The organism is Bacillus sp. FSL K6-0268 (assembly GCF_038005425.1).
GTDB classification, from domain to species: domain Bacteria; phylum Bacillota; class Bacilli; order Bacillales; family Bacillaceae_G; genus Bacillus_A; species Bacillus_A thuringiensis_S.
The window spans coordinates 3,177,501-3,190,000 of sequence record NZ_JBBOTF010000001.1 but is presented as its reverse complement, the minus strand read 5'-3'; the positions used below and the strand labels follow the sequence as shown (position 1 = coordinate 3,190,000).

Genomic DNA, 12,500 nt, shown 5'->3' with positions numbered 1-12,500 from the left:
TGGACGCACCGCTGGTGTACCAGTTGTTCTGCCAAGGGCATAGCTGGGTAGCTATGTGCGGAAGGGATAAGTGCTGAAAGCATCTAAGCATGAAGCCCCCCTCAAGATGAGATTTCCCATAGCGTAAGCTAGTAAGATCCCTGAAAGATGATCAGGTTGATAGGTTCGAGGTGGAAGCATGGTGACATGTGGAGCTGACGAATACTAATAGATCGAGGACTTAACCATATAATATGTAGCAAATGTTATCTAGTTTTGAAGGAATATGCCTTCATAGTTTGGTGATGATGGCAGAGAGGTCACACCCGTTCCCATACCGAACACGGAAGTTAAGCTCTCTAGCGCCGATGGTAGTTGGGACCTTGTCCCTGTGAGAGTAGGACGTCGCCAAGCAACTTTAAGACAAGTCAGAATGACTTGTCTTTTTTGTGTTTTATAAAAATAAGAATGGGTGGTAAATCTCAGTTTTTTATAATTTCACTTTATTGTTCACATCAACAAGTTCAAAACGCTCACAGACGAGTAACATATCTTCAGAGAAATTAAGACCAAGCTCATTTAGTTCCTTTGTAAAAAAACGAACATGGGTGTCTCTCCAGTAATTATAAGTACGATCTCCTTCGCCTTCAGCGATAGCGAATTCTTCGCTTACTTCATTCATTGGTGTTACAGTTACTTCTATTATCTTAATAATAGCTACAGGTTCATCATTACTATTAAGTATAATACTATAATCATTAGTGGTCGGTAGCGGTTCATTTTCTAATTCATAAAAAATGTGACCGGAGCATGTAGCAGTTTTAATACCGTCAATTACTAGTTGTGCAAGATAATTAGGGGAATCTCCAAATTGCCAAGCTATAACAGATTCTGGTTTTTTGTTGTTTCCCCAATAAGTATTCCAATATGTCTGTGCTAATTGATTCATTTTATCGTCACCTCACTCTAATTAAATTTAGTCGCTTTATAATTCCTAGGAAATTTATTTATTTACTTATTCTGTCTTTGTGCTCATTTGAAATTTGTATCAGTGTGTTGCAAATTAAAAAGATACTATGTGGAATGAATATGGTTTGTAAATATGTTCTGTATATATATGGAATCTTTAATTTTCCAATTGCATTTTATGATAAAGGATATAGTTACTTAAAGAACGTTCAGACTATTAATGGTAGCTTATTATCACTATGCCATATTGAAGTGAGTAGTACTAGAGTTGAAATAGATAAAAAACCGATATTCTAAAATTGAATATCAGTTTAATGATATGTGACTTATATGAATCTATAGTAATACGAAAAGCGTAAATAAGATAGCCAACAAAATACGATAGTATGCAAAAGGTTTTAAACCTATCTTCTCTAAAAGCTTTAGAAAAGTTACTACCGCTAGCATCGCTACGGTAAAAGAGGTAATGAATCCTACCGCAAACATAGGGATGTCATCGACACTTAAATACTCCCAGCTTTTTAGTAAGTCTAAGCCTGTAGCTCCAACCATTACAGGAAGAGCTATTAGAAAAGAGAACTCGGATGCGGTTTTATAATTTACTTTTGCTAATAGACCTCCAGAGATAGTAGAGCCAGCTCTAGAGAAGCCAGGGTATACTGCTAAGCACTGAAATAATCCAATTGTTAAAGCTTGACGGTATGTTAAATCGTCCAGTGAATAGGCGGTTGCCTCTTTCTTTTTTACTTCTGCAAAGATCATAAGAATTGCCCCTGCTACAAGTCCAATCACAACAGTGTATGGCTGAAATAAGTATGTTTTAATAATATCATGTAGTAGCAAACCAGCCACTACTGCCGGAAATACGCCAAGAAATACATGAAACGCGTTGAATTTTTTCTCTTTCCGTAGAAGAGGCTTAATATTACATAGAGAAACGAGACGTTTATGATATAAAATTGCAATAGCTAAAATTGCGCCTAGCTGAATAACAATTTCAAACGTTTTTGCTCTTTCTCCTTCAAAGTCTAATAAATGCCCGACTAATATAAGGTGGCCAGTAGAAGATATAGGTAAAAATTCAGCTAATCCTTCTACAATACCGAGTATGAAGGCAATAATGATATCGCTCATAGTTTCACTCCTATAAATTAATGAATGTCTACTTTTTTAAAATAGAATAGTGTTGCAATAAATCCGGAAATTGTTGTTACTGCAATGATGATATAAGAATACTCTGGTGGATATGTCGGTTGTAATTCATTATTTGCGATATCTAGAGTAGCGGTCCACGGAAATAAATCTTTATGCTTGGAGTTTACGAGCATAAGATTGGTCATTGTAATAATGACTGTTAATATAATGGGCGGTACATAGCTCTTCATGACAAGAGTTAGTAGTACAATAGGTGAAGACAATAGAAAGAGAAGTCCACCACATATTAAAAATTCTAGGAAAGAACTTAAAAGTAAAGCAATGTTAAAACCAGGGAAATTCCCCAATAGCCCTAATATTAAAGTAAGTGTCCAAGCGACTAAAGTTAGCATCATGATCCAAAGAAAGAGAATGATGAATTTACTTATAATAAAGCTAATGCGCGACACGGGGATAGTTAGTAAATTTTTTAGTGTATCTTCTGCATATTCGCGGGTAAGCAAATATGCAACCACTACTCCATATAAGGGGAATCCTATAACTAAAGTAGTATATAAGTTAACATCAGTGAATAATTGATGGAACCAAATAGTCGGAGTTGGCTCTTTTGTTTTTATATGTATATAAGAGGCTACTACAACTAAGAAAGGTGCGACACCAGCACCAATAATGCTAATTAAAAACATATTAGAGCGTTTTAATTTTAAGAGTTCTGTATAGAGTAGATTAACCAATTGTTCCACCTCCAACTAGCTTGGTGAAATAATCTTCTAGTCTATCTTCACTTATCATCATTTTTAATACTTCAATACCATTAAGAACTAATGTTCTATTTATGTATCCTTGTTGTCCAAAATGAGAGTAAATACGAATATTCCCTTCATCGTGTACTTCATAATCAAAAATTTGAAGATGATTTTCTAATAACATCACAGCTTTATTGTCATTATTCACTTGAAACTCTATGTACTTACGATTTGCTTTACGTAGCGTATCAAGAGAAACTTCTTCTAGTAACTTTCCTTCATGAATAATTCCGATACGATCGACTAACTGTTCTACCTCGGCTAATATGTGACTAGAAATGAGTATGGTTATATTTCTTTCTTGAGCTAAAGAATGAATAAGTTTTCGCATTTCTTTAATACCAATAGGGTCTAGTCCGTTAGTTGGTTCATCTAATATGAGTAGCTCGGGATAATGGAGAAGAGCGCGTGCAATTCCTAAGCGTTGCCTCATTCCTAAAGAATACTTTCCTACTAACTTTTTTGTCTCATGCTGCAAGCCTACTATTTCTAATGCTTCTTCGATAGCATTCTTTTTGTGAACCCCAATTATCTTTGCATTAATTAATAGGTTTTCTTTTGCAGTTAAGTTTTCATAAAATCCTGGAACTTCAACTATAGAACCAATTCTGCTTAAAATATCTTTTTGATTTTGGAATAAGTTCTCTCCAAATATTTCAATCGTTCCACTTGTAGGCTTTATAAGACTAAGCAGCATACGAATGGTTGTTGTTTTACCAGCACCGTTGCGGCCTATGAAGCCATAAATCTCCTCTTGTTGAACATTAATATTTAAATTATCTACTGATTTTTGATTGCCATATACTTTAGTAAGGTTAGTCGTTTTTATAATTGTATTTATAGGAGACACCTGCTTTCTATAAGTTCTTACTTACATCATAAAAAGGAAGGCTTAACTGCATATTAATCATTTCTTAACTATTTCTTAAAAGTATTGTGTTTTGGAATAGAAAAGCCAAAAATAGTTCGTTTCCATGGAGTGCTTTCAACCCATATATGCCCACCATTTCTCTCAACGAGCGCTTTAGAAATAGAGAGCCCGAGACCACTACCACCAAACGAGGAGTTTCTTGATTGTTCGCTTCGGTACATTCGCTCAAACACATTTTGTAAATCATGCTTTGGAATACCAGGGCCTTTGTCCCAAATATGAAGTTCATATTCTCTATCGGTTTCTAGTAGTTCGACTCCTACTATTTTTCCATCCTTTCCGTAATAAATGGCATTTTTCATTAAATTACTCATAATCCGCATAAGGCTCAGATGGTCTGCGATAATAGGGCAAGTAGATTCTGGTATGAGAACTTGCAGTTCGATGTTATGTTTTGAGAGCTCAGGTAAAAATTCAATCAAAACTTCTCTAGTAACTTCAGAAAAGTCGAGTTCTTCTTCTTTTAGTGGAAATTCATTAGCGTCTAGCTTCGCCATATTGAATATTTCATCAACTAGGTGCTTTAAGTTATTTGATTTCATATAAAGTATTTTAAGGTATTCTTGTTTTTCTATTTCAGAAACAGCAACCCCATCTTTTAAAGCATCTATATATCCGATGATGGAGGTGAGTGGTGTTCGTATATCGTGGGAGATACTAGACAAAAGTTGTTTTCTGGATTCCTCGGATCTTTTGGCTTCAATCTGAACTTGCTCTAATTTAGCTATTAGCTCGTTTATTGAAAAAACGATATTATGTAATGAGTGGTCATTGCTTGTGAATAATCTCGTTTGTAAGTTTCCTTTTAGTACACGACTTAATTTAGTATCCATTGCCTTGCGATGTTGAATGAATTGTATTCTTGAAAAGAAGAGATAAATTGTAATTAAGATAAGGATTATAAATAAAGACATTTTTAATCTTGGTTCCATTTGTATGTTTAAAATCCCACAAATGATAAGTTGTAATGTAATAAGGGAGAGGGTTTTATCAGTCTTCAAGCTTTTCACCTACAAACTTATAACCAATTCCCCATATAGTCTGAATGAATTTTGGATTGGAAGGGTCGATTTCTATTTTCTTTCTAAGTTTTCGAATATGTACCATAACGGTATTGTCATCTTCTATATAATTATCGTCCCACACATTTTGGAAGAGCTGTGTTTTTGTAAATACTTGTCCTGGGTTTGAAGTAAAGAATTTTAATAGTTCCAGTTCTTTTCCGGTTAAGTTAATTTCTTCTTTATTTGTATGAACTGTGTATGTATTTAGATTGAAAGTTAGTCCTTTAAAAGATAAAGTTGTTTTTTCTTGAGCAGTATTGCTACTTCCAAGAACTAAAAAACGCCGCATAAGAGCTTTTACTCGTGCAATTACTTCGTGAATGCTGAAAGGTTTTATAATGTAATCATCAGCACCAATGCTTAAGCCTAAAATTTTATCAATTTCGTGATCTTTAGCGGTGAGCATTAATATAGGTACGTTAGTTTTATATCTAAGCTTTTTACATACCTCGATTCCATCTATTTTGGGCATCATAAGATCTAATATAACGAGGTTATAGTTATTTTGATTAAATAAATGTAAGGCTTCTTCGCCGTTGATTGCAGTGTCTACCATATATAATTCTCGTTCTAAATATATTTTTAATAAATTTCGGATTTCTTTATCGTCGTCTGCTAAAAGGATACGTATATCTTTCATATTTTCACCTGCTTCTAATAGAGTTTTATTGATAGTACAACAACTCTCTAATTATATACTAGTATTTGTTAAAATAAGGTTGCTAGTTTTGTTGGAGGGAAACGTCCGCACGAGTTAAGTCTAGAGCTCAAATTAACTCGAATATGTTTGGAAGAATAAATTAAAGAGAAGCAGAAAGCGTGCTCCGATAATGAAATCCTATAGAGACGTGTCTAGTTAAAAGAGCATAAAAATATTAACTTGAATATCTTTATAAAAAGATGTTGACGATTATACAAATGAAGTGTAATATAGAACAAGTCGCCGATGACATTAACGTCGCAAGCGACAAACGAAATAAAAAACTTAGTTGACATTAACTAACGAAGATGTTAACATAAGGAAGTCGCAAATGAGCGACCAAGTAGTTCTTTGAAAACTGAACGAAACAAACAACGTGAAACGTCAATTTTTATTTTTAGATGCTAGACAAACTAACTTTATTGGAGAGTTTGATCCTGGCTCAGGATGAACGCTGGCGGCGTGCCTAATACATGCAAGTCGAGCGAATGGATTGAGAGCTTGCTCTCAAGAAGTTAGCGGCGGACGGGTGAGTAACACGTGGGTAACCTGCCCATAAGACTGGGATAACTCCGGGAAACCGGGGCTAATACCGGATAACATTTTGAACTGCATGGTTCGAAATTGAAAGGCGGCTTCGGCTGTCACTTATGGATGGACCCGCGTCGCATTAGCTAGTTGGTGAGGTAACGGCTCACCAAGGCAACGATGCGTAGCCGACCTGAGAGGGTGATCGGCCACACTGGGACTGAGACACGGCCCAGACTCCTACGGGAGGCAGCAGTAGGGAATCTTCCGCAATGGACGAAAGTCTGACGGAGCAACGCCGCGTGAGTGATGAAGGCTTTCGGGTCGTAAAACTCTGTTGTTAGGGAAGAACAAGTGCTAGTTGAATAAGCTGGCACCTTGACGGTACCTAACCAGAAAGCCACGGCTAACTACGTGCCAGCAGCCGCGGTAATACGTAGGTGGCAAGCGTTATCCGGAATTATTGGGCGTAAAGCGCGCGCAGGTGGTTTCTTAAGTCTGATGTGAAAGCCCACGGCTCAACCGTGGAGGGTCATTGGAAACTGGGAGACTTGAGTGCAGAAGAGGAAAGTGGAATTCCATGTGTAGCGGTGAAATGCGTAGAGATATGGAGGAACACCAGTGGCGAAGGCGACTTTCTGGTCTGTAACTGACACTGAGGCGCGAAAGCGTGGGGAGCAAACAGGATTAGATACCCTGGTAGTCCACGCCGTAAACGATGAGTGCTAAGTGTTAGAGGGTTTCCGCCCTTTAGTGCTGAAGTTAACGCATTAAGCACTCCGCCTGGGGAGTACGGCCGCAAGGCTGAAACTCAAAGGAATTGACGGGGGCCCGCACAAGCGGTGGAGCATGTGGTTTAATTCGAAGCAACGCGAAGAACCTTACCAGGTCTTGACATCCTCTGAAAACCCTAGAGATAGGGCTTCTCCTTCGGGAGCAGAGTGACAGGTGGTGCATGGTTGTCGTCAGCTCGTGTCGTGAGATGTTGGGTTAAGTCCCGCAACGAGCGCAACCCTTGATCTTAGTTGCCATCATTAAGTTGGGCACTCTAAGGTGACTGCCGGTGACAAACCGGAGGAAGGTGGGGATGACGTCAAATCATCATGCCCCTTATGACCTGGGCTACACACGTGCTACAATGGACGGTACAAAGAGCTGCAAGACCGCGAGGTGGAGCTAATCTCATAAAACCGTTCTCAGTTCGGATTGTAGGCTGCAACTCGCCTACATGAAGCTGGAATCGCTAGTAATCGCGGATCAGCATGCCGCGGTGAATACGTTCCCGGGCCTTGTACACACCGCCCGTCACACCACGAGAGTTTGTAACACCCGAAGTCGGTGGGGTAACCTTTTTGGAGCCAGCCGCCTAAGGTGGGACAGATGATTGGGGTGAAGTCGTAACAAGGTAGCCGTATCGGAAGGTGCGGCTGGATCACCTCCTTTCTATGGAGAATTGATGAACGCTGTTCATCAATATAAGTTTCCGTGTTTCGTTTTGTTCAGTTTTGAGAGAACTATCTCTCATATATAAATGTATGTTCTTTGAAAACTAGATAACAGTGTAGCTCATATTTTTTTAATTTTAGTTTGGTTAAGTTAGAAAGGGCGCACGGTGGATGCCTTGACACTAGGAGTCGATGAAGGACGGGACTAACGCCGATATGCTTCGGGGAGCTGTAAGTAAGCTTTGATCCGAAGATTTCCGAATGGGGAAACCCACTATACGTAATGGTATGGTATCCTTACCTGAATACATAGGGTATGGAAGACAGACCCAGGGAACTGAAACATCTAAGTACCTGGAGGAAGAGAAAGCAAATGCGATTTCCTGAGTAGCGGCGAGCGAAACGGAACATAGCCCAAACCAAGAGGCTTGCCTCTTGGGGTTGTAGGACATTCTATACGGAGTTACAAAGGAACGAGGTAGACGAAGCGACCTGGAAAGGTCCGTCGTAGAGGGTAACAACCCCGTAGTCGAAACTTCGTTCTCTCTTGAATGTATCCTGAGTACGGCGGAACACGTGAAATTCCGTCGGAATCTGGGAGGACCATCTCCCAAGGCTAAATACTCCCTAGTGATCGATAGTGAACCAGTACCGTGAGGGAAAGGTGAAAAGCACCCCGGAAGGGGAGTGAAAGAGATCCTGAAACCGTGTGCCTACAAATAGTCAGAGCCCGTTAATGGGTGATGGCGTGCCTTTTGTAGAATGAACCGGCGAGTTACGATCCCGTGCGAGGTTAAGCTGAAGAGGCGGAGCCGCAGCGAAAGCGAGTCTGAATAGGGCGTTTAGTACGTGGTCGTAGACCCGAAACCAGGTGATCTACCCATGTCCAGGGTGAAGTTCAGGTAACACTGAATGGAGGCCCGAACCCACGCACGTTGAAAAGTGCGGGGATGAGGTGTGGGTAGCGGAGAAATTCCAATCGAACCTGGAGATAGCTGGTTCTCCCCGAAATAGCTTTAGGGCTAGCCTTAAGTGTAAGAGTCTTGGAGGTAGAGCACTGATTGAACTAGGGGTCCTCATCGGATTACCGAATTCAGTCAAACTCCGAATGCCAATGACTTATCCTTAGGAGTCAGACTGCGAGTGATAAGATCCGTAGTCAAGAGGGAAACAGCCCAGATCGCCAGCTAAGGTCCCAAAGTGTGTATTAAGTGGAAAAGGATGTGGAGTTGCTTAGACAACTAGGATGTTGGCTTAGAAGCAGCCACCATTTAAAGAGTGCGTAATAGCTCACTAGTCGAGTGACTCTGCGCCGAAAATGTACCGGGGCTAAATACACCACCGAAGCTGCGAATTGATACCAATGGTATCAGTGGTAGGGGAGCGTTCTAAGTGCAGTGAAGTCAGACCGGAAGGACTGGTGGAGCGCTTAGAAGTGAGAATGCCGGTATGAGTAGCGAAAGACGGGTGAGAATCCCGTCCACCGAATGCCTAAGGTTTCCTGAGGAAGGCTCGTCCGCTCAGGGTTAGTCAGGACCTAAGCCGAGGCCGACAGGCGTAGGCGATGGACAACAGGTTGATATTCCTGTACCACCTCTTTATCGTTTGAGCAATGGAGGGACGCAGAAGGATAGAAGAAGCGTGCGATTGGTTGTGCACGTCCAAGCAGTTAGGCTGATAAGTAGGCAAATCCGCTTATCGTGAAGGCTGAGCTGTGATGGGGAAGCTCCTTATGGAGCGAAGTCTTTGATTCCCCGCTGCCAAGAAAAGCTTCTAGCGAGATAAAAGGTGCCTGTACCGCAAACCGACACAGGTAGGCGAGGAGAGAATCCTAAGGTGTGCGAGAGAACTCTGGTTAAGGAACTCGGCAAAATGACCCCGTAACTTCGGGAGAAGGGGTGCTTTCTTAACGGAAAGCCGCAGTGAATAGGCCCAAGCGACTGTTTAGCAAAAACACAGCTCTCTGCGAAGCCGTAAGGCGAAGTATAGGGGGTGACACCTGCCCGGTGCTGGAAGGTTAAGGAGAGGGGTTAGCGTAAGCGAAGCTCTGAACTGAAGCCCCAGTAAACGGCGGCCGTAACTATAACGGTCCTAAGGTAGCGAAATTCCTTGTCGGGTAAGTTCCGACCCGCACGAAAGGTGTAACGATTTGGGCACTGTCTCAACCAGAGACTCGGTGAAATTATAGTACCTGTGAAGATGCAGGTTACCCGCGACAGGACGGAAAGACCCCGTGGAGCTTTACTGTAGCCTGATATTGAATTTTGGTACAGTTTGTACAGGATAGGCGGGAGCCATTGAAACCGGAGCGCTAGCTTCGGTGGAGGCGCTGGTGGGATACCGCCCTGACTGTATTGAAATTCTAACCTACGGGTCTTATCGACCCGGGAGACAGTGTCAGGTGGGCAGTTTGACTGGGGCGGTCGCCTCCTAAAGTGTAACGGAGGCGCCCAAAGGTTCCCTCAGAATGGTTGGAAATCATTCGTAGAGTGCAAAGGCATAAGGGAGCTTGACTGCGAGACCTACAAGTCGAGCAGGGACGAAAGTCGGGCTTAGTGATCCGGTGGTTCCGCATGGAAGGGCCATCGCTCAACGGATAAAAGCTACCCCGGGGATAACAGGCTTATCTCCCCCAAGAGTCCACATCGACGGGGAGGTTTGGCACCTCGATGTCGGCTCATCGCATCCTGGGGCTGTAGTCGGTCCCAAGGGTTGGGCTGTTCGCCCATTAAAGCGGTACGCGAGCTGGGTTCAGAACGTCGTGAGACAGTTCGGTCCCTATCCGTCGTGGGCGTAGGAAATTTGAGAGGAGCTGTCCTTAGTACGAGAGGACCGGGATGGACGCACCGCTGGTGTACCAGTTGTTCTGCCAAGGGCATAGCTGGGTAGCTATGTGCGGAAGGGATAAGTGCTGAAAGCATCTAAGCATGAAGCCCCCCTCAAGATGAGATTTCCCATAGCGTAAGCTAGTAAGATCCCTGAAAGATGATCAGGTTGATAGGTTCGAGGTGGAAGCATGGTGACATGTGGAGCTGACGAATACTAATAGATCGAGGACTTAACCATATAATATGTAGCAAATGTTATCTAGTTTTGAAGGAATATGCCTTCATAGTTTGGTGATGATGGCAGAGAGGTCACACCCGTTCCCATACCGAACACGGAAGTTAAGCTCTCTAGCGCCGATGGTAGTTGGGACCTTGTCCCTGTGAGAGTAGGACGTCGCCAAGCAAAAACCTAAGTCGTTTCGACTTAGGTTTTTTTGTGTTTATTTTTATTGCTTGAAATATAAAGGTAAGAATTACCTTTTGTGAAAATATAATCGAGATGTAAAAAGAATATTTGTAATCTTACATAACCTTTTGTGTTTTTAAAGGATTTTACATAAGAAAAAATCTATAATTAAGGTAGTTAACATATATTTTTGATGGGTGTGGGGGATTATGAAAGAAATATGCATGTTATTAGTGGCTGTTATATTATGGGGGACAGCTATTGCACCAACAAAATGGGTGTTAGAATCTATTCAGCCGTTTACTTTGTTGTTTATTCGTCTTTTCTTTGCAGGTGGAATTTGTATGCTATTTTCATTTAAGCAACTACAAAAATCAGTTGTACATAAAAAAGTTCCATGGCAAAGAATGAGTTTGTTAGCCTTTACCGGTGTAGCTGGGTATTTCATGTTCACATCGTATGGTATTTCTTTAACAAGTGGATTACATGTTAGTATCATAGATGCTGCATTACCATTAGTTACAATTCTTTTTTCAGCATTCTTCTTGAAAGAGAAAATTCGATTGAATTATTGGATAGGGATTATATTGGGTACTATAGGAGTACTCTTTATTACGATTCCATCTAAAAGTGCTGATCAAGAAGTGTCTTTAATAGGAGATATACTGATATTATTAAGTACTTTTCTATTTGCTTTCTACACGGTTTTGCTAAAACAACCAAAACAAGAATAGTATTTATCAAACGAGGTTTTTACAACATTAACTTTAATTATCGGAGCTGTTATTCTATTACCGTTTGCACTGGTAGAAATTCTTTATTACGGTTTACCAAAGATTGAAACTTGGAAAACGGGACTTAGTGTAATATACCTTGTTATTGGAGCAACAATTTTAGCATATTGGTTTTGGAATAAAGCGCTAGAGAGAGTTTCAGCATCAGTAAGCGGATTATATTTAAATGCATTACCATTAATAAGTATCGCTACTTCAATTATTCTATTAAATGAGTCTCTGACATGGAGGGTAATAATGGGAGCGAGTTTAGTTTTAATCGGAGTAGGATGGGCGGATAAGCAAAAGTTATGTAATCTATTAAAAGGTAATAAGGTGGAGAATAGAGACTGTTAAACAGTATGATTTATATAATTGAAATGTTAAAAAGATACCTTATATATGAGGTATCTTTTTTATTTAGCAAAGATAATAGACTAAAATTAGTATGGATATTCTTTGCTGTATTTATATGTGTCGAAATCATTTTGAAATATTGTTTGAACAAGTTGTATACATTCAGTATCATAAAAGCTTTCAAAAGTTGGATGACGGGGAAATAAAGGATCAGTAATATCAGCTTCGCTAAAATTCCCTTTATAAATCATGGCGGGAGTTTGATGATGCCATGATGTTGAGAACTCATTTATTGGTGCGGTTTTTAATTCGAAACGCTTTTCTAATTCTTTCATTTCCTGATCGAAGTTTTCTAAGTATATATAATTGGTCACATATTCTTCTTCACCAGCTATATATTGTTGTGTGAAATGTGGGTTAATATCACTTGCGTGAGCCCCTTTCATAAATAGATAGTATAAAAATTGTTTGAATGAGATCCCTTTGGGGGAATTTTCATCTTGATATAAAAACTTTCGGATGGGTTTCCATTCCGGATTTTCCATATAAGGAGGTCCAA

7 protein-coding genes, 5 rRNA genes and 1 pseudogene (2 of these 13 cut by a window edge) are annotated in these 12,500 nt (G+C 40.4%); 6 read left to right on the top strand and 7 right to left on the bottom strand.

The genetic code is table 11. From position 1 onward, the window contains the following. Both MHI28_RS16310 and rrf (MHI28_RS16305) read left to right on the top strand, forming a co-directional pair. Positions 1-228, top strand: a 23S ribosomal RNA gene (locus MHI28_RS16310) (it extends 2,694 nt beyond the left edge of the window). Positions 229-277: 49 nt separating this feature from the next. Next, a 5S ribosomal RNA gene (gene rrf / locus MHI28_RS16305) occupies positions 278-393 on the top strand. Positions 394-469: 76 nt separating this feature from the next. Here the strand turns inward: rrf (MHI28_RS16305) and MHI28_RS16300 are convergent. From MHI28_RS16300 to MHI28_RS16275, 6 genes are all read right to left on the bottom strand, one after another. After that, positions 470-928 carry an ASCH domain-containing protein gene (locus tag MHI28_RS16300; protein ID WP_001072428.1) on the bottom strand — a complete coding sequence of 153 codons (459 nt, stop codon included), beginning with the start codon at positions 926-928 and terminating at the stop codon, positions 470-472. A 356-nt stretch (positions 929-1,284) separates the two neighbouring features. Next, the gene (gene uppP / locus MHI28_RS16295) at positions 1,285-2,082 is read right to left on the bottom strand and encodes an undecaprenyl-diphosphate phosphatase UppP (RefSeq protein WP_001279949.1); all 798 of its coding nucleotides are present in this window, start codon (positions 2,080-2,082) and stop codon (positions 1,285-1,287) included. Positions 2,083-2,099: 17 nt separating this feature from the next. Continuing rightward, the gene (locus MHI28_RS16290) at positions 2,100-2,837 is read right to left on the bottom strand and encodes an ABC transporter permease (protein WP_000247703.1); all 738 of its coding nucleotides are present in this window, start codon (positions 2,835-2,837) and stop codon (positions 2,100-2,102) included. Then, a complete protein-coding gene (locus MHI28_RS16285) occupies positions 2,830-3,759 on the bottom strand; it encodes an ABC transporter ATP-binding protein (protein WP_340828080.1) in 930 nt (309 codons plus the stop codon). Before MHI28_RS16285 ends, MHI28_RS16290 begins: the two co-directional genes overlap by 8 nt. 68 nt (positions 3,760-3,827) lie before the next feature. Beyond that, on the bottom strand, positions 3,828-4,841 hold the full coding sequence (locus tag MHI28_RS16280) for a sensor histidine kinase (protein WP_000845349.1): 1,014 nt from the start codon (positions 4,839-4,841) through the stop codon (positions 3,828-3,830). Next, entirely contained in the window at positions 4,831-5,544 is a 714-nt protein-coding gene (locus MHI28_RS16275; RefSeq protein ID WP_098425632.1) for a response regulator transcription factor, read from the bottom strand. The genes MHI28_RS16280 and MHI28_RS16275 overlap by 11 nt, the downstream gene beginning before the upstream one ends. Positions 5,545-6,023: 479 nt before the next feature. Here MHI28_RS16275 and MHI28_RS16270 point away from each other — a divergent pair. The 4 genes and pseudogenes from MHI28_RS16270 (at position 6,024) to MHI28_RS16255 (ending at position 11,941) form a co-directional block, all read left to right on the top strand. Next, positions 6,024-7,575: ribosomal RNA gene (locus MHI28_RS16270) — 16S ribosomal RNA — on the top strand. Between the two features lie 146 nt (positions 7,576-7,721). Further along, positions 7,722-10,643 (top strand): 23S ribosomal RNA (locus tag MHI28_RS16265). A 49-nt stretch (positions 10,644-10,692) separates the two neighbouring features. Beyond that, positions 10,693-10,808 (top strand): 5S ribosomal RNA (gene rrf, locus MHI28_RS16260). The 16S, 23S and 5S rRNA genes sit together here, the layout of an rRNA operon. Positions 10,809-11,020: 212 nt before the next feature. Then, a pseudogene (locus tag MHI28_RS16255) lies at positions 11,021-11,941 on the top strand (DMT family transporter). Positions 11,942-12,027: 86 nt separating this feature from the next. On the opposite strand, the gene MHI28_RS16250 reads toward MHI28_RS16255, so the two are convergent. After that, a protein-coding gene (locus MHI28_RS16250; protein ID WP_000483044.1) for a sulfotransferase family 2 domain-containing protein crosses the window boundary here: on the bottom strand, positions 12,028-12,500 show its 3' portion. 319 nt of this gene lie beyond the right edge of the window; 473 of the gene's 792 nt are visible here — the last part of the coding sequence; its start codon lies beyond the right edge, outside the window — the gene reads right to left on this strand; its stop codon occupies positions 12,028-12,030.

Excerpts from the sequence above, each read along its gene's own strand:
- MHI28_RS16275 (WP_098425632.1), bottom strand. The coding sequence starts at position 5,544 with ATGAAAGATATACGTATCCTTTTAGCAGACGACGATAAAGAAATCCGA.
- MHI28_RS16300 (WP_001072428.1), bottom strand. The coding sequence starts at position 928 with ATGAATCAATTAGCACAGACATATTGGAATACTTATTGGGGAAACAAC.
- uppP (WP_001279949.1), bottom strand. The coding sequence starts at position 2,082 with ATGAGCGATATCATTATTGCCTTCATACTCGGTATTGTAGAAGGATTA.